This window comes from Caldimonas sp. (genome assembly GCF_046289365.1).
GTDB lineage: Bacteria > Pseudomonadota > Gammaproteobacteria > Burkholderiales > Burkholderiaceae_C > Caldimonas.
This window is the reverse complement of the sequence record NZ_JBKBVU010000054.1, coordinates 1-18,175: the sequence shown is the minus strand read 5'-3', so window position 1 is coordinate 18,175 and position 18,175 is coordinate 1. Positions and strand designations below refer to the sequence as shown.

17 protein-coding genes and 1 pseudogene are annotated in these 18,175 nt (G+C 68.9%); 8 read left to right on the top strand and 10 right to left on the bottom strand.

What is annotated here, in order from left to right:
- Positions 1–60: 60 nt before the first annotated feature.
- The 8 genes from ACK42S_RS07710 to ACK42S_RS07675 all read left to right on the top strand — a co-directional run bounded on the left by ACK42S_RS07710 (position 61) and on the right by ACK42S_RS07675 (position 10,486).
- Entirely contained in the window at positions 61–891 is an 831-nt protein-coding gene (locus tag ACK42S_RS07710; protein ID WP_409705205.1) for an inner membrane protein YpjD, read from the top strand.
- Positions 885–1,121: a PP0621 family protein gene (locus tag ACK42S_RS07705; RefSeq protein WP_409705202.1), complete on the top strand. Its 237-nt coding sequence runs from the start codon at positions 885–887 to the stop codon at positions 1,119–1,121. Before ACK42S_RS07710 ends, ACK42S_RS07705 begins: the two co-directional genes overlap by 7 nt.
- Positions 1,118–2,992 carry a sensor histidine kinase gene (locus tag ACK42S_RS07700; protein ID WP_409705199.1) on the top strand — a complete coding sequence of 625 codons (1,875 nt, stop codon included), beginning with the start codon at positions 1,118–1,120 and terminating at the stop codon, positions 2,990–2,992. The genes ACK42S_RS07705 and ACK42S_RS07700 overlap by 4 nt, the downstream gene beginning before the upstream one ends.
- A complete protein-coding gene (locus tag ACK42S_RS07695; RefSeq protein WP_409705196.1) occupies positions 2,989–4,500 on the top strand; it encodes a sigma-54-dependent transcriptional regulator in 1,512 nt (503 codons plus the stop codon). The genes ACK42S_RS07700 and ACK42S_RS07695 overlap by 4 nt, the downstream gene beginning before the upstream one ends.
- Entirely contained in the window at positions 4,487–5,095 is a 609-nt protein-coding gene (gene ampD, locus ACK42S_RS07690) for a 1,6-anhydro-N-acetylmuramyl-L-alanine amidase AmpD (RefSeq protein ID WP_409705193.1), read from the top strand. Before ACK42S_RS07695 ends, ampD begins: the two co-directional genes overlap by 14 nt.
- 437 nt (positions 5,096–5,532) lie before the next feature.
- Entirely contained in the window at positions 5,533–8,445 is a 2,913-nt protein-coding gene (locus tag ACK42S_RS07685; RefSeq protein WP_409705190.1) for a ribonucleoside-diphosphate reductase subunit alpha, read from the top strand.
- A gap of 208 nt (positions 8,446–8,653) precedes the next feature.
- Complete coding sequence (locus tag ACK42S_RS07680) at positions 8,654–9,805, top strand: ribonucleotide-diphosphate reductase subunit beta (protein WP_409705188.1); 1,152 nt, start codon at positions 8,654–8,656, stop codon at positions 9,803–9,805.
- Between the two features lie 210 nt (positions 9,806–10,015).
- Positions 10,016–10,486 (top strand): histone H1-like DNA-binding protein, encoded by a 471-nt coding sequence (locus tag ACK42S_RS07675; RefSeq protein ID WP_409705185.1) that lies wholly within the window; start codon positions 10,016–10,018, stop codon positions 10,484–10,486.
- 81 nt (positions 10,487–10,567) lie between these two features.
- Here the strand turns inward: ACK42S_RS07675 and ACK42S_RS07670 are convergent, their stop codons facing one another.
- The 10 genes and pseudogenes from ACK42S_RS07670 to aroE all read right to left on the bottom strand — a co-directional run.
- Entirely contained in the window at positions 10,568–11,473 is a 906-nt protein-coding gene (locus ACK42S_RS07670; RefSeq protein WP_409705182.1) for a carbohydrate kinase family protein, read from the bottom strand.
- Positions 11,474–11,499: 26 nt separating this feature from the next.
- The gene (locus ACK42S_RS07665) at positions 11,500–12,597 is read right to left on the bottom strand and encodes a DUF3426 domain-containing protein (RefSeq protein WP_409705179.1); all 1,098 of its coding nucleotides are present in this window, start codon (positions 12,595–12,597) and stop codon (positions 11,500–11,502) included.
- Between the two features lie 48 nt (positions 12,598–12,645).
- The gene (prmA, locus tag ACK42S_RS07660; protein ID WP_409705176.1) at positions 12,646–13,542 is read right to left on the bottom strand and encodes a 50S ribosomal protein L11 methyltransferase; all 897 of its coding nucleotides are present in this window, start codon (positions 13,540–13,542) and stop codon (positions 12,646–12,648) included.
- Between the two features lie 4 nt (positions 13,543–13,546).
- Complete coding sequence (gene accC / locus ACK42S_RS07655) at positions 13,547–14,896, bottom strand: acetyl-CoA carboxylase biotin carboxylase subunit (protein ID WP_409705173.1); 1,350 nt, start codon at positions 14,894–14,896, stop codon at positions 13,547–13,549.
- Between the two features lie 10 nt (positions 14,897–14,906).
- Entirely contained in the window at positions 14,907–15,374 is a 468-nt protein-coding gene (gene accB, locus ACK42S_RS07650; protein ID WP_409705170.1) for an acetyl-CoA carboxylase biotin carboxyl carrier protein, read from the bottom strand.
- Between the two features lie 80 nt (positions 15,375–15,454).
- Positions 15,455–15,901, bottom strand: a complete 447-nt coding sequence (aroQ, locus tag ACK42S_RS07645; RefSeq protein WP_409705167.1) for a type II 3-dehydroquinate dehydratase — start codon at positions 15,899–15,901, stop codon at positions 15,455–15,457.
- A 124-nt stretch (positions 15,902–16,025) separates the two neighbouring features.
- Complete coding sequence (locus ACK42S_RS07640; protein WP_409705164.1) at positions 16,026–16,553, bottom strand: TlpA disulfide reductase family protein; 528 nt, start codon at positions 16,551–16,553, stop codon at positions 16,026–16,028.
- Positions 16,550–17,161, bottom strand: a complete 612-nt coding sequence (locus tag ACK42S_RS07635) for a hypothetical protein (RefSeq protein ID WP_409705161.1) — start codon at positions 17,159–17,161, stop codon at positions 16,550–16,552. The genes ACK42S_RS07640 and ACK42S_RS07635 overlap by 4 nt, the downstream gene beginning before the upstream one ends.
- Before the next feature lie 30 nt (positions 17,162–17,191).
- Positions 17,192–17,938: a monofunctional biosynthetic peptidoglycan transglycosylase gene (gene mtgA / locus ACK42S_RS07630; RefSeq protein WP_409705158.1), complete on the bottom strand. Its 747-nt coding sequence runs from the start codon at positions 17,936–17,938 to the stop codon at positions 17,192–17,194.
- 15 nt (positions 17,939–17,953) lie between these two features.
- Positions 17,954–18,175, bottom strand: a pseudogene (gene aroE / locus ACK42S_RS07625) (shikimate dehydrogenase); the annotation flags it as partial.

Below are 18,175 nucleotides of genomic sequence, written 5' to 3'. Positions count from 1 at the left end.
GGCCGGTGGGGCCCGGCCGCGAAAGTACACTGTGCGGATGATTCTAGACCTTCGTTTTGCATGCTGACTGCGTCCCTTGGTCCGTCCTTCCTGACGCTGGCGGCCGGCGGTGTCGCGCTGCTGGCCTATGCGCTGGCGGCCCTGCGCAGCGAACGTGCGCTTGGCGCCGCGCGCTGGGCGCTGGCGGTGGGCTGGGTGGCCCATGCGCTGGCCCTCGTGCTCGATACCGCAGGGCTGGGCGCGGGTCTCGAAGGGGCGCGCTTCGGTTTCGCCCCTGCGCTGTCGGCCACCCTGTGGCTGGTGCTGGCGGTCTATGCGATCGAGAGCCGCTTCGTGCCGCTGCCCGGCGTGCAGCGCTGGCTGGCCGCGCTGGGCGTGCTGGCGGTGGCCCTGATGCTGGCCTTCCCTGGCGAGGTGCGGGCGCACGCCGACTCGCCCTGGATGCCCCTGCACTGGGTGCTGGGCATCGCCTCCTACGGCCTGTTCGGCGCGGCCGTGCTGCATGCGGGCCTGCTGTCGCACGCCGAGCGTCAGATGCGCATCCACCGCGGCGCCTTGCCGCCCACGCCGCTGGGGATGCCGCTGTTGCGGCTGGAGAAGCTGACCTTCCGCTTCGTTGCGGCCGGCTTCGTGGTGCTGACGGCAGCGCTCGTGCTGGGCTGGTGGTTCGCCGATCCCTGGCGCTGGGATCACAAGACGGTGTTCTCGATGCTTGCCTGGGGCGTGTTCGCGGGCCTGCTGGCGGGCCGTCGCGCTTTCGGATGGCGCGGACGCAAGGCCACGCGCTGGCTCTACACCGGGGCCGGCCTGCTGCTGTTGGCCTATGCCGGTTCGCGCTTCGTGATCGAGGTGTTGCTGCGCCGGGCCGCGTCCGCGGGAGGGGCATGGTGAAGTATCTCGTCGTGGCGCTGGTCGTGCTGGCGGTGGTGTGGCTGCTGCGCAGCGCCCGCCGTCGCGACGAGGGGCCGGCGCCGCCCAGGAGCGCGGGCCCGCAGGCGCGCCCCGAGGCCATGGTCGACTGCGCACACTGCGGGCTGCATCTGCCCCTGGCCGAGGCCGTGAAGGGCGAGGACGGCCGACATTACTGCAGCGCGGCCCATCGCCTGGCCGGCCCCCGATGAGCCGGCGGATCCCGCAACGACGCTCCGCGCCGCGCACGGCCGCCGAGGCCGAACGGCCCGCGCCGGAGTCCTGGTTCGCCGCACTCGGGGTCGAGCAGGACACGCAGATCGACGAGGAGTCCCGCTACAACGACGGCAGCACCCTGCCCAGCGAGGACTCGCGCTTCCTCACCCGCCACGCCCGCCGCCTGCTCGGCCCGGGCATGCCCTCGTTCCAGCGCATCTTCCGGGCCTTCCTCGGCGCGCGGGTGGTGGTGGGACTGCTGCTGCTGAGCACCCAGCTCGCTTCGGCAGGTCTGGGCACCGGCGTGCCCTGGCCCGTGCTGGCCGGATGCGTGGCCTACGCGGCCCTGACCCTGGCCACCTGGGTCGTCTACCGCCGCCAGGGCGCCGCGGCGGGGGGCAGCCCATCGCGTCTGAGCCGCGCCCAGTGGCTGGCCACCGTCGTGGTGGATGTGGCGGCCTTTGGGAGTTTGCATCTGATCGCACCGCGGGGCGGGCTCAATTTCGTGCCCCTGCTGGTGCTGCCGGTGCTGATGGCCGGGGTGCTGACCCGGCGTCAGACCGCGCTGGCGGTGGCGGCCGCCGTCACGTTGATGCTGCTGGGCGAGGCCTGGCGCGAAGCGGCCCGCGGCGGCGACCTCGGCGTGCTGATGACCCAGGCCGGTTTGGTGGCCAGCGGCTTCTTCGTGATCGCGATCCTGGCCGGCGAGATGGCCGGCCGGCTGGCCCGCGAGGAACTCGCCGCCCGCGGCAGCCTGGAGCTGGCCCGCCAGCAGGCGCAGCTCAACCGCCTGGTGATCGACGAGCTGCATCACGGCGTTCTGGTGGTCGACCGCCGGGGCAAGGTGCGCGCGGCCAATCCGGCGGCACGGCGCATCATCTCGGATTCGGGCCTGGCGCGGCCGGCTCCTTTCCCGCTGCAATCCCAGCCGGCCTGGGAACCGCTGGCCCAGGCGGTGCGGCGTGCCTTTGCCGAAGGCCAGTGGCCCCAGGCGGGGCGCGAGATCCATCTGATCTTCGACTCGGGCCTGGAGCGCGTGCTGCGGGTGCGCATGCGTTTCACCCGCCGTCGCGATCCGGACAGCAGCGAGGAGCTGTGCGTGCTGTTCCTGGAGGACGAGCGCGACGTGCAGGCGCGTGTGCGCCAGGAGAAACTCGCCGCGATGGGACGCATCTCGGCCGGCATCGCGCATGAGATCCGCAACCCGCTGGCGGCCATCGCCCAGGCCAATGCGCTGATGGCCGAGGATGCCGTCACGCCGGCCCAGCGCCAGCTCACGCAGATGGTCAGCGACAACGTCGAGCGCCTCAAGCGCATCGTCGATGACGTGATGGAAGTCGCCCCCGGCGGACCGGCGGCCACCGCCCCGGTGGTGGACCTGACCGCCTTGGTGGCCACCGTGTGCAGCGAGTGGTCGCGCACCGCACGGCTGCCGCAGGACGAGCGCAGCGCGCTGCGCCTGGAGCTGCCCAAGCAACCGCTGGGCTCGCGTTTCGACCCCGACCACCTGCGCCGCGTGCTCGTCAACCTGCTGGACAATGCCTACCGCCATGCCTCGGGCCGGCCCGGCAGTGTGGAGGTGCGCCTGTATCCCGATGGCGAGAGCGTCGTCACCTTGAGTGTGGCCAGCGACGGGGCGCCGATTCCTCCCGAGGTCGAGCGCTATCTCTTCGAGCCCTTCTTCTCGACGCGCAGCCGCGGCACCGGTCTGGGCCTGTATATTTGCAAGGAGTTGTGCGAGCGCTACGGCGCGACCATCGACTACCGCCTGCGCGGCGCCCACCACGTCGCGCGCAACGAGTTCTACCTGGTCATGCGGCGCGAAGCGCTCGATGCCGACGCGCCCACCCTGCACCTCGACACATGACGCTCGCCTCCCATTACAGCTTGCTGGTCGTCGACGACGAACCCGACCTGCGCACCCTGTACGAGCTGACGCTGCTGCGCGAGGGCTACGACGTGGAGACGGCCTCCAGCGTCGAGGATGCCTGGGCGCGGCTGCGCGACCGCACCTACAGCGCCGTGATCACCGACGTGCGCCTGCCCGACGGCACCGGCCTGGACCTGCTGCGCCGCCTCGAACAGGCCGGCCGGCGCGAGAAGACCATCGTGATCACCGCCTTTGGCTCGCCGGAGAACGCCGTCGAGGCGCTCAAGGCGGGGGCTTACGACTACCTCACCAAGCCGGTGGACCTGCGGCAGTTCCGCGCGGTGATCGCCTCGGCGCTCGGGCGTCAGAGCGCAGCCGGCCCCTCGGTGCCGGTGGCTGCGGCCCCTGCGCCGCGGTCTGCCGTGCGCACGGGCACGGGCGGCACCGGTGGTGCGGCGCGCCGGGCCCTGGAGCGCATGGCCGGCCAATCCCCGGCCATGCAGCAAGTGCGCAGCCTCATCGACAAGGTGGCCCGCAGCATGGCACCGGTCCTGGTGGCTGGCGAATCGGGCACTGGCAAGGAACTGGTCGCGCGCGCCATCCACGAGGTCAGCCCGCGCCAGGATCAGCCCTTCATCGCGGTCAACTGCGGTGCCATCCCCGAGCAACTGCTGGAGGCCGAATTCTTCGGTTACCGCAAGGGGGCCTTCACCGGCGCCAACGAGGACCGTGAAGGCTTCTTCCAGGCCGCGCGCGGCGGCACCCTCTTCCTCGACGAGATCGGCGACCTGCCGCTGTCGATGCAGTCCAAGCTGCTGCGCGTCATCCAGGAGCGTGCCGTGCGCCCGGTGGGGGCGGTGAGCGAGACGCCGGTGGACGTGCGCATCATCAGCGCCACTCACAAGGACTTGGCCGCCGAGGTGCAGGCCGGGCGCTTCCGTCAGGATCTGTACTACCGCCTCAACGTCATCCAGATCCGTGTGCCGCCGCTGCGCGAGCGCCTGGAGGATCTGCCGGCCATCTGCGAGCGTGTGCTCGAACGCATCGCCCAGGATGCCGGCGTGTGGCCGCCCCCGCGGCTGGCGCCGCAGGCGCTGGAGCAATTGCGTCGCTATGCCTTCCCTGGCAATGTGCGCGAGCTGGAGAACCTGCTGCACCGCGCCGTCGCCCTGTCCGGCGGCGACTGGGTCGACGAAGGGGCGCTGTCCCTGCCCGACGACCTGGACGGCGACACCCAGTCCCAGGATCTCGACGCCCCCGCACCGCCTTCGACGGCGCACGGCGGTGCCACCGGCGAGCCGGCCTTGCCGTCCAACCTGGAGGCCTACCTCGACTCCGTCGAGCGCGACATCCTCATCCGTGCGCTGGAGCGGCACCGCTACAACCGCACCGCGGCCGGTGCCAGCCTCGGCCTGTCCCTGCGGCAGATGCGCTACCGCATGGCGCGGCTGGGCGTGATGGTGGCCGAGCATGGCGTGGCCACCGATGGCGATGCCGCCGACTGAGCCGGCGCGCGAGCCGGCCGCACGCTGGCGCGAGGGCTGGCTGGCCGGCGCGCGTGCGGTGCCCAGCCCCAATCAGGGAGAACGCCCCCCGGGCACGGTGCCCGACCTCGTGGTGATCCACTCGATCAGCCTGCCGCCGGGCCGCTACGGCGGTGACGAGATCGAGGCCTTCTTCACCAACCGGCTCGACGTGTGCCGGCATCCCTACTTCGAACGCCTGCGCGGGCTGGAGGTGTCGGCCCATTTCGTGGTGCGGCGCGACGGCGAGCTGCTGCAGTTCGTCTCCTGCGACCGACGGGCCTGGCATGCAGGCCGCTCTGCGTTCCGGGGGCGCGAGAACTGCAACGACTTCAGCGTGGGCATCGAGCTCGAGGGCCTGGAGGGCGAGGCCTTCGCGCCGGTGCAGTACCGCGTGCTCGCCGCCTTGCTGCGCGATCTGCGCGCAGCGTATCCGATCGCCCACGTCACCGGTCACGAACATGTGGCCCCGCTTCGCAAGGCCGACCCCGGCGCGGCCTTCGATTGGGAGGGCTTGCAACGCTTGCTGGGCTGGCCGCCGGCGTGCTTCACCCCCCTGGACCCTACGGCGAGCTGACGCCCACGCCAATGCCGGCGCGGCTTGGCGCCGAACGACGCGGCGCCAGCCCGCATCCAGCCTGGATGCGCTCGCGCGGTGGCCGTCGTGCTGCGGCCTGGCGGCCGGTCAGGCGGTTCGAGCGCTTCGTCGCACGGGCAGCGCAAGCACCAAATCCCGCATTCGTCAATCCTGCATTGCGTGTCCTTCGGACACTAGGGATAGCGCTTGAAACGGTCCGGTACACTAGATATAGTGTTTTTCACTGCGATGCCGTGCGCCCCTCCGACACACGGTGACACACGTCAGCCAGGCCGGCCGCCGAGCCGCCGGAGCCGCGCGCAGCGCAGATGTCCAGACAACAAGTGCACGACTGCCCGTCGGGCCGGCCATTGGGACCTTGCCCGGCCACCGACGCTGCGGGCCATGCCACACCGTATGCAGATCTAGGGGAATCCATGCAGACCACCATCGCCAGCACCGAGCCGCACGCCGGCTCCGCCTTCAGCGCCGCCGCCGGCCGTCCGGCCGGTACCACCACCTCGGCCTATGCCGGCTACCAGATCATCCGCCGCAACGGTGCGGTGGTCGCCTTCGAGCCGCACAAGATCGCGGTGGCCCTGATGAAGGCCTTTCTGGCGGTGCACGGAACGCAGGGTGCGGCCTCGGCCAGCGTGCGCGAGACGGTGGACAGCCTCACCGAGGCGGTGGTGCGCGCCCTGCTGCGCTCGCGCCCGGGCGGAGGCACCTTCCACATCGAGGACGTGCAGGACCAGGTCGAGCTCGGCCTGATGCGCGGCGGCCACCACGAGGTGGCACGGGCCTACGTGCTCTATCGTGAGCGCCGCGCCCAGGAGCGTGCGCGCCAGGGCGAGCAAGCCGCCGCCCAGCAGACCCAGCCGGCGCTGATGGTGGTCGATGGCGGCCACCGCGTGCCGCTGGACATGAACCGCCTGCAAGCCCTGATCGTGTCCGCCTGCGAGGGCCTGGGCGAGGACGTCAAGCCCGAGCCCATCCTGGCCGAGACGCGCCGCAACCTCTACGACGGCGTGCCGATGGACGAGGTGCACAAGGCCGCCATCCTGGCCGCGCGCACCCTGATCGAGAAGGACCCGGCCTACACCCGCGCCACCGCGCGGCTGCTGCTGCACACCATCCGCAAGGAGATCCTCGGCGAGGAGGTCACCCAGGCCGAGATGCACCAGCGCTATGCCGAGTACTTCCCTGGCTTCATCAAGAAGGGGGTGGACGCCGAGCTGCTCGACGAGCGGCTGCTGCAATTCGACCTGGCCCGTCTGGGTGCGGCGCTCAAGGCCGAGCGCGACCTGCAGTTCGACTACCTGGGCCTGCAGACCCTGTACGACCGCTACTTCCTGCACATCCGCAAGCAGCGCATCGAGCTGCCGCAGGCCTTCTTCATGCGCGTGGCCATGGGCCTGGCGCTCAACGAGATCGACCGCGAGGCCCGCGCCATCGAGTTCTACGAGGTGCTGTCGAGCTTCGACTTCATGTCGAGCACGCCCACCCTGTTCAACTCCGGCACGCGCCGCTCGCAGCTGTCTAGCTGCTATCTCACCACCGTGCCCGACGACCTGGACGGCATCTACGAGGCCATCAAGGAAAACGCGCTGCTGTCGAAGTTCGCCGGCGGCCTGGGCAACGACTGGACGCGCGTGCGCGCGCTGGGCAGCCACATCAAGGGCACCAACGGGGAAAGCCAGGGCGTCGTGCCTTTCCTGAAGGTGGTCAACGACACCGCCGTGGCCGTCAATCAAGGCGGCAAGCGCAAGGGTGCGGTGTGCGCCTACCTCGAAACCTGGCACCTGGACGTCGAGGAGTTCCTCGAACTGCGCAAGAACACCGGCGACGACCGCCGCCGCACCCACGACATGAACACGGCGAACTGGATCCCCGATCTGTTCATGAAGCGGGTGATGGAAAACGGCGAGTGGACGCTGTTCTCGCCCTCCACCTGCCCGGACCTGCACGACAAGTTCGGCAAGGACTTCGAGGCCGCCTATACCCGCTACGAGGAGATGGTCGCGCGCGGCGAGATCAAGCTCTACAAGAAGGTGCGGGCCGTCGATCTGTGGCGCAAGATGCTGACCATGCTGTTCGAGACCGGGCATCCGTGGATCACCTTCAAGGACGCCTGCAACGTGCGTTCGCCGCAGCAGCATGTCGGCGTGGTGCACAGCAGCAACCTGTGCACCGAAATCACGCTGAACACCAACGACCAGGAAATCGCCGTGTGCAACCTGGGCTCGGTGAACCTGGCGCGGCACCTCAAAGACGGCGGCATCGACCACGAGAAGCTGAAGAAGACGGTGGCCACGGCCATGCGCATGCTGGACAACGTCATCGACATCAACTACTACGCCGTCAAGAAGGCCCGCGACTCCAACCTGCGCCACCGCCCGGTCGGCCTGGGGATCATGGGTTTCCAGGACGCCCTGTACCAACTGCGCATCCCCTATGCCAGCCAGGCTGCCGTGGAGTTCGCCGACCGCTCCATGGAGGCGGTGTGCTACTACGCCTACTGGGCGTCCACCGAGCTGGCCGAGGAGCGTGGCCGCTATTCCAGCTACCGCGGCTCGCTGTGGGACCGCGGCATCCTGCCGCTGGACACGCTGAAGCTGCTGGCGCAGGAGCGCGGCGGCTACGTCGAGGTGGACACCTCCTCGACGATGGACTGGGAGGCGCTGCGCAGCCGCATCGCCCGGCACGGCATGCGCAACTCCAACTGCGTGGCCATCGCCCCGACGGCGACCATCTCCAACATCATCGGCGTGGACGCTTCGATCGAGCCCTGCTTCGGCAACCTCTCGGTCAAATCCAACCTCTCGGGTGAATTCACCGTGGTCAACGAGTACCTGGTGCGCGACCTGAAGAAGCTGGACCTGTGGGATGACGTGATGGTCATGGACCTCAAGCATTTCGACGGCTCGCTGCGCCGCATTGACCGTGTGCCCGAGGACCTCAAGCAGCTCTATGCCACGGCCTTCGAGATCGAGCCGATGTGGCTGGTCGAGGCCGCCGCGCGTCGGCAGAAGTGGATCGACCAGGCCCAGAGCCTGAACATCTACATGGCCGGCGCCTCGGGCAAGAAGCTCGACGAGACCTACAAGCTCGCCTGGCAGCGTGGCCTGAAGACCACCTACTACCTGCGCACCATCGGCGCGACGCATGCCGAGAAGTCCACGGTGAAGACGGGCCAGCTCAATGCCGTGCCCACGCAGGGCGGCGTGACGTCCGCTGCCTCGGCGCTGGAGACCGCGGCCGAGCAGGCGCGTGCGCAGATGGCCGCCGTGCCCGCGACCGATGTGAAGTTCTGCGCGATCGACGATCCGACCTGCGAGGCCTGCCAGTAAACACAGACCTGTGCGATGCGAGGCGCGGCGCCTGGCTGCGTGCTCGCATCGCCTCCATCGTGTGTGTTCCCGCTCCAGGCTGCGATGACGAGCTGCATCGAGTGCCGATTTCGATGCAGCACAGCAACAAGTTCATCGCGTCGTTGTCAAGAAGTGCTTGGTGTTTGAACACAACACTCTCATAATTCACACCCATAGGAAGTCCACCATGTTGGCCTGGGAAGAAGACCTCCAAGCTTCGAACTCTCTTGCGATGCAGACCGTGTCCGTGACGCCTGGCGCAGCGCGGTCCGCGGCATCGTCACCCCAGGCGGCAGCGCTTGCCGCCGCCCCGGTCTCCACGCGCCGCGTGAATGTCGCCGACAAGCGCATCATCAACGGCCAGACCGACGTCAACCAGCTCGTGCCGTTCAAGTACAAGTGGGCCTGGGAGAAGTACCTCGCCACGTGCGCCAACCACTGGATGCCGCAGGAGATCAACATGTCGCGCGACATCGCGCTGTGGAAGGACCCCAACGGCCTGACCGAGGACGAGCGCCGCATCATCAAGCGCAACCTCGGCTTCTTCGTCACCGCCGATTCGCTGGCGGCCAACAACATCGTGCTGGGCACCTACCGCCACATCACGGCGCCCGAGTGCCGTCAGTTCCTGCTGCGCCAGGCGTTCGAGGAGGCCATCCACACCCACGCCTACCAGTACATCGTCGAGTCGCTGGGGTTGGACGAAGGCGAGATCTTCAACGCCTACCATGAGATCCCCTCGATCCGGGACAAGGACGAGTTCCTGATCCCCTTCATCGACGCGATCATGGACCCGGCCTTCAAGACCGGCACGCCGGAGAACGACCAGACGCTGCTCAAGAGCCTGATCGTCTTCGCCTGCCTGATGGAGGGCCTGTTCTTCTACGTCGGCTTCACCCAGATCCTGGCGCTGGGCCGCCAGAACAAGATGACCGGCGCGGCCGAGCAGTACCAGTACATCCTGCGAGACGAGTCGATGCACTGCAACTTCGGCATCGACCTGATCAACCAGATCAAGCTCGAGAACCCGCACCTGTGGACGCCGCAATTCCGCGCCGAGATCAAGGCGCTGTTCCTCAAGGCGGTCGAGCTCGAGTACCGCTACGCCGAGGACACCATGCCGCGCGGCGTGCTGGGGCTGAATGCCTCGATGTTCAAGGGCTATCTGCGCTACATCGCGAATCGGCGCGCCACGCAGATTGGCCTGGAGGAGCTCTTCCCGAACGAGGAGAACCCGTTTCCGTGGATGAGCGAAATGATCGACCTGAAGAAAGAGCGCAATTTCTTCGAGACCCGCGTCATCGAGTACCAGTCCGGTGGCGCGCTGTCCTGGGATTGAAGCGCCGCGGCATGAGGCCGGGCTTCGGGGCATGAACGAAAAACAACAGGATCTGCAGGCCAGACGCAGCGGACGCAGAAGCCGCCCGGACTGCCTGCCAACGCATTCACCGCACCGGGGCGTCCCGCAAGGACAGAACCCTGGGCAGTGAATCTCCGCGCTGTATCGAGCGGCGCGGTGCTCTTTGCCACTTGATCAAGGAGATTCGTCATGGCAACTGCGAAGAAACCGGCCGCCAAGAAGGCGGCAGCGAAGAAGCCGGCCGCCAAGAAGGCCGCTGCGAAGAAGGCCCCGGCCAAGAAGGTCGTGGCCAAGAAGGCCGCGCCCGCCAAGAAGGCAGCGGTGAAGAAGGTCGCGGCCAAGAAGGCCCCGGCCAAGAAGGTCGTGGCCAAGAAGGCCGCGCCCGCCAAGAAGGCAGCGGTGAAGAAGGTCGCGGCCAAGAAGGCGCCCGCGAAGAAGGCCCCCGCCAAGAAGGCGGCGGTGAAGAAGGTCGCCGCCAAGAAGGCCGTCGCCAAGAAGGCGCCGGCCAAGAAGGCGGCTGCGAAGAAGCCGGCGGCCAAGAAGCCTGCTGCGAAGGCTGCCCCTGCCCCGGCTGCCCCTGCAGCGCCGGCAGCCCCTGCCGCCAAGACGGCCCTGAGCCCGCAGGCGGCCTGGCCTTTCCCGACGGGCAACAAGCCCTGAGCGCTCGGGCGCCGCTGCTTGCGCGGGCGGCGCCCTGTGCACCAAGAACCCGGCCTTGGCCGGGTTTTTTCTTTCAGGGGGTCACAGGCCGAGCGCGGCCCGGTCGACGCGGTGGTTCTGGGGGCCGCTGCAGGCGATCTTCAGCGCCCCCAGCCGGTTGCCCAGTTCGGCGCAGCGCGCCAGGGGCCAGCCGCGCTCCAGGCCATAGAGCAGCGCAGCGCGGAAGGCATCGCCGCAGCCGGTGGGGTCGACCACGGCCTGGGCCTTCACGCCCGGGATGTGCTGACGCTCGCCCTGGACCCAGACTTCACAGCCCTGCTCACCGAGCGTGACCACCACGCCGCGCAGGTGCGAACGCGACAGCGTGGCCAGGTCCTGGCCGGTGCGTTCGCACAGCATGCGGGCCTCGTAGTCGTTCAGTGCGACCCAGGTGGCCTGGGACACGAAGCGGCGCAGTTCCTCGCCGTTGAACATCGGCAGGCCCTGGCCCGGATCGAAGATGAAAGGGATGCCGGCTGCAGCGAGCTGTTCGGCGTGGCCGAGCATGGCCTCGCGTCCGTCCGGGGCGATGATGGCCAGGGCGATGTCCGGGTGTGCGCTGATGCGGGTGAGGTGGGCCTGCGCCATCGCGCCCGGGTGGAAGGCGGTGATCTGGTTGTTGTCCAGGTCGGTCATGATGATCGCCTGGGCGGTGTAGTGGTCCTCGACCACCCGCACGAATTCGGTGGACACGCCCCAATCGCGCAGGCGTTGGAGGTAGTCCTGCCCGTCGCTGCCGAGGGCGGCCATCACCAGCGGGGTGCCGCCGAGCTGATGCAGTGTGTAGGCGATGTTGCCGGCGCAGCCCCCGAACTCGCGGCGCAGCGTGGGCACGAGAAAGGAGACGTTCAGGATGTGGATCTGTTCCGGCAGGATCTGATCGCGAAAGCGTCCGTGGAAGTTGGTGATGGTGTCGAACGCGAGGGAACCGCAAATCAGCGCAGGCATGGACAAGCTCCGGGCAAAGGAAATCGTCAGGGGTAGAAGGCTTCGACCGTGTAGCCGGCCACCCGGTGACCGGGGGTGCGGAAGTCCAGGCGCAAGGTGAGGTCGCCGCGCGCCGCAAGGGTGTCGCCGGCACGGAAGTCCGAGGGCAGCAGCGCGCGGCGGGTGACGAGCTCGCCTTGCAGATCGGTCAGTGCCAGTTCGATGGCCGGCACGGCCAGGGCCACGTCGGCTCGGTTGCGCAGCTGCACCGACAAGCGGTAGCTGTCCGGCGTGCCGCCGGGGGTCAGGCTGCTGCTGTCCACGACGACATGATCGATGGACTGCCAGGGGCCGACACGGCAGCCGGTCCAGGCACACAGTTGCTCCAGCCAGGGGCGTGCACTCGGGTGGTGGGCGGCGAGCCAGTTGCGTTCGTGGTGGCCCCACTGCAAGGCCAGGCCGGCCAGCAGGAGCAAGGCGGCCAGGCTCAGCGCAGCACGCACTGCGGGGTGGCGCCAGCGGGCTTCACGCTCGGCCCGTCGCAAGAAGCCGGGGGTGGCGGCGGGGTCATCCAGCGTCGCATCGTTCGCGCGTGGGCTGCGGCGCCGTGCGCCCGGTGCGGGAGGCGGGCCGGCCCGGGGTGTCCAGGCCACAGGGCGCGGTGCGTCGGGGTCGTCCTGGCCATGCAGGCGGCTGTCCAGACGGGCATCGGCGAACCCGTGTTCCACGTCCCCGTCGTGCTGGGCGCCGTAAGTGCTGCGGTCAAGGAAGCGCGAGTCCAGCACCTCGGAGGTGGTGGGGGCGTCGTCGTCGCCGGCTTGGTCCTGCCGGGTGGGGCTGGGGGGCCGGGAAGCGGCCGTGGGGCGGGCGTGGGGCGGTGGCGGAGCCAGGTCGCTCGAGGCCCGCGACAGCAAGGCGCCCAGGCCGGCCTGCACGGCGGCGGTCGGGCTGTCTCCCGGAGGGCTGGAGGTCGGGGCCGTGCCGCTGGTGGGGGCCGGGTCGCGCTCGAGGTCGAAGAGCCCTTCGAGGGCATTGAAGACTTCGTTGCAGCGGCCGCAACGCACCCATCCCTCGGACACCTTGAGCTGGTCCTGCACCACACGGAAGGCGGTATGGCAGGCGGGGCAGCGGGTGGCCAGGCTCATGGCGCGAATGATGCCATGACGAGGGGCCCGTCCCGGCGGACGCGCGGCTCAGTCACGGCGGGCGGTCATCAGGATCCAGCCCTCGTCCCGATCGCTCACTTGCAGGTGCAGCCAAGGGGCATAGGCGGCGCGAAGTTCGTCGGCCTGGCGCTCCAGGATGCCGGCGAGCACCAGGTGGCCGCCGCGTTCGACATGGCCGCACAGCAGCGGTGCAAGCAGCTTGAGCGGTGTGGCCAGGATGTTGGCCAGCACGAGCGGATAAGTGCCCTGGGCCCGCTCGGGCAGCCCGGCGTGGAGCACGACGCCATTGGCTTGCGCGTTGCGGCCGGTGGCTTCGACGGCGGCCGGGTCGATGTCGACGGCGTCGATGTGCCGGGCGCCATGAAGCGCCGCGCCGATGGCCAGGATGCCCGAGCCGCAGCCGTAGTCGAGCACACGCGTCCAGCCGCCGCCCAGCGACGGCGCCTGCGTGGCGATCCAGCGCAGGCACATGCGTGTGGTCGGATGGGTGCCCGTGCCGAAGGCCAGGCCCGGGTCGAGGCGGATGATCTTCTGGGCCTGCGCCGGCGGCTCGTGCCAGGTGGGGACGATCCAGAAGCGCGGCGTGATCTCCACCGGCGCGAACTGCGACTGCGTCAGGCGCACCCAATCCTCGTCCGGCACGTCCTGGATCGCAACGACGTGCACGTTGCCGGCCCACTCCTGCGCCAGCAGCAGCGTGGCGGCTTCCAGTGCGGCGTCCTCGTCGGGGTAGAGGGCTTTGACCGTGGAGCGTTGCCAGCCGGCCCGTGGGGGGGGCATACCGGGTTCCCCGAACAGGGCCTGCTCGCACTCGCCGTCGGCATCGGCATCTTCGACCGAGACCGACAGCGCTTCAAGCTCCATCAGTGCATCGGAGACCGTCTCGACGTCGTCTTCGGCGGCCAGCAAGATGAGCTCGACCATGATCTCAACGCTGGTGCTGCGCCATCCAGCCTTCCAGGTAGTGGATGCTGGTGCCGCCTTCCATGAACTTGGAATCGACCATCAGCTCGCGGTGCAGCGGGATGTTGGTCTGGATGCCCTCGACCAGGGTCTCGGACAGCGCGATGCGCATGCGCGCCAGCGCCTGTTCGCGGGTGTCTCCGTGCACGATGATCTTGCCGATCATCGAGTCGTAGTGCGGCGGCACGAAGTAGTTGGTGTAGATGTGCGAGTCCACGCGCACGCCGGGGCCGCCGGGGGCATGCCACATCGTGATGCGCCCGGGCGAGGGGGTGAACTTGTACGGGTCCTCGGCGTTGATGCGGCACTCGATGGCGTGGCCGCGCATCTGGATGTGGCGCTGCGAGAAGGGCAGCTTCTCGCCGGCGGCGACCCGGATTTGCATCTGCACGATGTCGATGCCGGTCACGAGTTCGGTCACCGGGTGCTCCACTTGCACGCGGGTGTTCATCTCGATGAAGTAGAACTCGCCGTTTTCGTAGAGGAACTCGAAGGTGCCGGCGCCGCGGTAGCCGATTTTCTTGCAGGCATCGGCGCAGCGCGCGCCGATGCGTTCGATGATGCGCCGCGGAATGCCCGGCGCGGGGGCTTCCTCGATGATTTTTTGGTGCCGACGCTGCATCGAGCAGTCGCGCTCGCCCAGGTAGACGGCGTTGCGGTGCTGGTCGGCCAGGACCTGGATCTCGATGTGGCGGGGGTTCTCGAGGAACTTCTCCATGTAGACCGCGGAGTTGCCGAAGGCAGCGCCCGCCTCGGCCCGGGTGGTCTGCACGGCATGGATCAGCGCGGCCTCGGTGTGCACCACGCGCATGCCCCGCCCGCCGCCGCCGCCAGCGGCTTTGATGATGACCGGATAGCCGACCGAACGGGCGATGCGGATGATCTCCTTCGGATCCTCGGGCAGGGCGCCCTCAGAGCCGGGCACGCAGGGCACGCCGGCCTTGATCATCGCGGCTTTGGCCGAGACCTTGTCGCCCATGATGCGGATGGACTCGGGCGTGGGGCCGATGAAGGTGAAACCGCTTTGCTCGACGCGCTCGGCGAAGTCGGCGTTCTCCGACAGGAAGCCGTAACCGGGATGGATGGCCTCGGCGTCGGTCACCTCGGCGGCCGAGATGATGGCCGGCATGTGCAGGTAGCTCTGCGAGGACGGTGCCGGGCCGATGCACACGGCTTCGTCGGCCAGCTTGACGTACTTGGCATCACGGTCGGCTTCGGAGTAGACCACCACCGATTGGATGCCCATCTCGCGGCAGGCGCGCTGGATCCGCAGGGCAATCTCCCCGCGGTTGGCGATCAGGATCTTCTTGAACATCGAGTGCGCCTCACTCGATGATCATCAGCGGCTGGCCGTATTCGACGGCCTGTCCGTTCTCACACAGAATCTGGGTGACCGTGCCGGATTTGTCGGCCTCGATCTCGTTCATGATCTTCATCGCCTCGATGATGCAGATCGGGTCGCCTTCCTTGACCTGCTGGCCCACTTCGACGAAGGGCTTGGCCCCGGGGCTGGAGGCGCGATAGAAGGTGCCCACCATGGGCGACTTGACGGCATGACCCGCCGGGGCGGCCGGCGTGGGCGCCGGGGCAGGGGCCGGCGCGGCCGCGGGGACGGCAGCCGCCGTCACCGGCGCAGGCGCCAGCACCGGGGCAGCCACCATGGGGGTCAGCGCATGGGCTTGACCATCGGACTTCACGATGCGGACCTTGCCGTCAGCTTCGGTGATCTCCAGTTCCGAGATGTTCGACTCGGACACCAGGTCGATCAGGGTTTTGAGCTTGCGTAGATCCATGGTGGCTCTCCAACAGACTTCGAGGTGGATTGTTGTGATCGGCGCGCATTGTGCACCGATCTTTTTTTATATGATGAAAATCAGGCGGGGGTCCGGGCCAGGCGCTCGAGCGCATAGCTGAGCGCGAGCCGGTAGCCGCTGGCGCCCAGGCCGCAGATCACGCCTTCGGCCAGGTCCGACAGGTAGGAGTGATGGCGGAAGGGCTCGCGGCGGTGGATGTTGGACAGGTGAACCTCCACGAAGGGCAGGGCCACCGCGGCCAGGGCGTCGCGCAGGGCCACGCTGGTGTGTGTGTAGGCGGCGGGGTTGATCAGGATGAAGCGGGTGCCGTCCAGGCGGGCAGCATGGATGCGGTCGACCAACGCCCCTTCGTGGTTGCTCTGAAAGGCCACCAGCGTTTGGCCGTGATCTTGCGCGATCTTTTCGAGATCTGCGTTGATCTGCTCCAAGGTGGTCGATCCATAGACCTGCGGTTCGCGGGTGCCGAGCAGGTTGAGGTTGGGGCCGTGAAGGACGAGGATCGACATGCGAAAAAGGGGGTGTTGAGCCCGTTTTGGTGACGAAGGCGTGACTTTACGCGCAAATCGCGTCAGAAGTCGAGAAATTGTTTCAATCGGCCCCGCCGCGGGCATGGGTGGGGCCGGCCGGGTCTCAGGCGGTGGGGTGCACCCAGCTCAGCAGTTCATCGTAGCGGGTTTCGCCGAGCTTGCGGTGGGTGATCTCGCCGGCGGCATTGAGGGCGACGGTGAAGGGCAGGGCGCCCGTGGTGTTGCCCAGGGCCTTGCCCAGTTCGGTGCCTGCGAAACCGGCGATGGCGATCGGGAAGCTCACCGGCACCTTGATCAGGAACTCGCGCACCGCCTCCGGCCGGTCGATGGCCACGCCGAGCACCTGCCAGCCCTGGGAGCGGTGGCTGCGGTGGAAGCGGTCGAGTTCGGGCATCTCCCTCACGCATGGCGGGCACCAGGTGGCCCAGAAATTGACCACCAGCGGTCGGCCGGCGAACTGGCGCAGGGCCAGCTGGCGGCCATCGGGGGCGTCGAAGGTCTGGGCGAACAGGGCGGCGGAGGCGCCGGCGGCCGGGTCGGCGGGGCGCCACCGCCACCAGGCCAGGCCCGCCCCGGCCAGGGCGGCGGTGCCGGCTGCGCCGGCATACAGCAGGAAGTGTCGTCGGTTCATCCGCGGGAGGGGACAGGGTCGATCAGGGCGCGCACGGCCGCCAGCGATCCCCGTTCGCTGCGGCCCCGCGCATCGCGGCGCAGGGCTCCGCGCATGTCGTCGCGGTCGTACAGGCCGAGGTGGATGAGCACCGGCAGCGCGAGTGAGGCGTGCCGGTCGGTGACCGTCAGCACCTCCACCGGCTCGCCGCGCCAGCCCAGGGTCTGTCCTACGTCGTAGGGGATGCGCAGGTTGAGCAGGGTGATCTCGGCCGACTTGGGGTCGTCGCAGTAGAGGTTGATCCAGATGTCGCTGTGGCGTGTGGCGGTGCCATTCCAGACGGCGCCGCTCAGGTGCGGGTCGAAGCCGGCCAGGCGCTCCATCCAGCGCAGGGCCACACAGCGCAGCGCGGCGAGTTCCACCGGCTGGGTGTCGGCACAGAAGAGCTCGATGTAGGCGCGCACTTCGTCCTCGACCATCATGTTGTCGGGCAACTCCACCGGGCCGCTGTGGCGCGAGGCCACGAGCTTGGCGGCACGGCGCTTGGCGGGGCCGTACTCCATCCCGTCTTCGACGATGAGTCGGGCGGCTGCGGCAGCGATTTCGGCGGTGAGGTTGGTGGGGGGCATGGCGGTCAGACCCGCGGGGGGCATCGAGGTTCAGGGCAAGGTCACGGCCCCCATGCGGGCCAGGATGGTCTGCGCGCGGCGCTGCAGGTAGGCCGAGTGCGGTCGCTGCTCATAGCGGCGTGGGGCGGGCAGCATGACGGCCAGGCGGGCCGCCTGCCAGGGCGTGAGCTGGTCGGCCCCGACGCGGAAGTAGTGCCGTGCGGCGGCTTCGGCGCCGAACACGCCTTCCCCCCATTCGACATGGTTCAGGTAGATCTCCAGGATGCGGCGCTTGCCCAGGACGTGTTCGAGCATGTAGGTGATGACGATCTCCTGGCCTTTGCGCAGGAAGCTGCGCTCGCCGGACAGGAAGAGGTTCTTGGCCAGTTGCTGGGTGATGGTCGAGCCGCCGACGATGCGCACCGGCCGTGGCGGGGTGTCGGGGCGCTGCCGGGCCAGGCGCTCGGCGCGCTCCAGGGCTTGCTGGTTGCGCTCCCAGGCCCGTTCGATGGCGTCCCAGTCCACGCCGTCGTGTTCGGCGAAGCTGGCGTCCTCGGCGGCGATGACGGCGCGCTTGAGGTGGTCGGAGATGCGGTCGTCATCACGCCATTCCTGCCGCCAGGGCAGGCGGCCTTGCTCCAGGGTGATGCGCCAGGCCTGGCTGCGCTGGAAGGTGGTGGACTGCGGGTCGATGACGAGCATCAGCGCCACCCGGGCGAGGAAATACAACTGCAGCGACAGGGCGCAGACCCCGACGAGGGCGGCGAGGCGCCAGACCCAGGCGAGCACGGCACGCATGCGCAGCGCTCCTGCTCAGTGGTCGCGCCCGGCGCGCAGCTCGCGCAGGACGTCGGCGGTGGGCGGGCGCATGCCGCGCCACACATGAAAGGCTTCGGCCGCTTGCTCCACCAGCATGCCCAGGCCGTCGCGCGCGGCTGCGCCGTGCTCGCGCGCCCATTGCAGGAAGGGTTCGGCGGCCGGGCCGTACATCAGGTCCACGGCCAAGGCTGCGGGGCCGAGCACGGCAGCCGACAC

What these genes read in the sequence shown, in the direction of transcription:
- ACK42S_RS07710 (WP_409705205.1), top strand. Translation starts at nt 61, where the DNA reads ATGCTGACTGCGTCCCTTGGTCCGTCCTTCCTGACGCTGGCGGCCGGC.
- ACK42S_RS07705 (WP_409705202.1), top strand. Translation starts at nt 885, where the DNA reads ATGGTGAAGTATCTCGTCGTGGCGCTGGTCGTGCTGGCGGTGGTGTGG.
- ACK42S_RS07700 (WP_409705199.1), top strand. Translation starts at nt 1,118, where the DNA reads ATGAGCCGGCGGATCCCGCAACGACGCTCCGCGCCGCGCACGGCCGCC.
- ACK42S_RS07695 (WP_409705196.1), top strand. Translation starts at nt 2,989, where the DNA reads ATGACGCTCGCCTCCCATTACAGCTTGCTGGTCGTCGACGACGAACCC.
- ampD (WP_409705193.1), top strand. Translation starts at nt 4,487, where the DNA reads ATGCCGCCGACTGAGCCGGCGCGCGAGCCGGCCGCACGCTGGCGCGAG.
- ACK42S_RS07685 (WP_409705190.1), top strand. Translation starts at nt 5,533, where the DNA reads ATGCAGACCACCATCGCCAGCACCGAGCCGCACGCCGGCTCCGCCTTC.
- ACK42S_RS07680 (WP_409705188.1), top strand. Translation starts at nt 8,654, where the DNA reads ATGTTGGCCTGGGAAGAAGACCTCCAAGCTTCGAACTCTCTTGCGATG.
- ACK42S_RS07675 (WP_409705185.1), top strand. Translation starts at nt 10,016, where the DNA reads ATGGCAACTGCGAAGAAACCGGCCGCCAAGAAGGCGGCAGCGAAGAAG.
- ACK42S_RS07670 (WP_409705182.1), bottom strand. Translation starts at nt 11,473, where the DNA reads ATGCCTGCGCTGATTTGCGGTTCCCTCGCGTTCGACACCATCACCAAC.
- ACK42S_RS07665 (WP_409705179.1), bottom strand. Translation starts at nt 12,597, where the DNA reads ATGAGCCTGGCCACCCGCTGCCCCGCCTGCCATACCGCCTTCCGTGTG.
- prmA (WP_409705176.1), bottom strand. Translation starts at nt 13,542, where the DNA reads ATGGTCGAGCTCATCTTGCTGGCCGCCGAAGACGACGTCGAGACGGTC.
- accC (WP_409705173.1), bottom strand. Translation starts at nt 14,896, where the DNA reads ATGTTCAAGAAGATCCTGATCGCCAACCGCGGGGAGATTGCCCTGCGG.
- accB (WP_409705170.1), bottom strand. Translation starts at nt 15,374, where the DNA reads ATGGATCTACGCAAGCTCAAAACCCTGATCGACCTGGTGTCCGAGTCG.
- aroQ (WP_409705167.1), bottom strand. Translation starts at nt 15,901, where the DNA reads ATGTCGATCCTCGTCCTTCACGGCCCCAACCTCAACCTGCTCGGCACC.
- ACK42S_RS07640 (WP_409705164.1), bottom strand. Translation starts at nt 16,553, where the DNA reads ATGAACCGACGACACTTCCTGCTGTATGCCGGCGCAGCCGGCACCGCC.
- ACK42S_RS07635 (WP_409705161.1), bottom strand. Translation starts at nt 17,161, where the DNA reads ATGCCCCCCACCAACCTCACCGCCGAAATCGCTGCCGCAGCCGCCCGA.
- mtgA (WP_409705158.1), bottom strand. Translation starts at nt 17,938, where the DNA reads ATGCGTGCCGTGCTCGCCTGGGTCTGGCGCCTCGCCGCCCTCGTCGGG.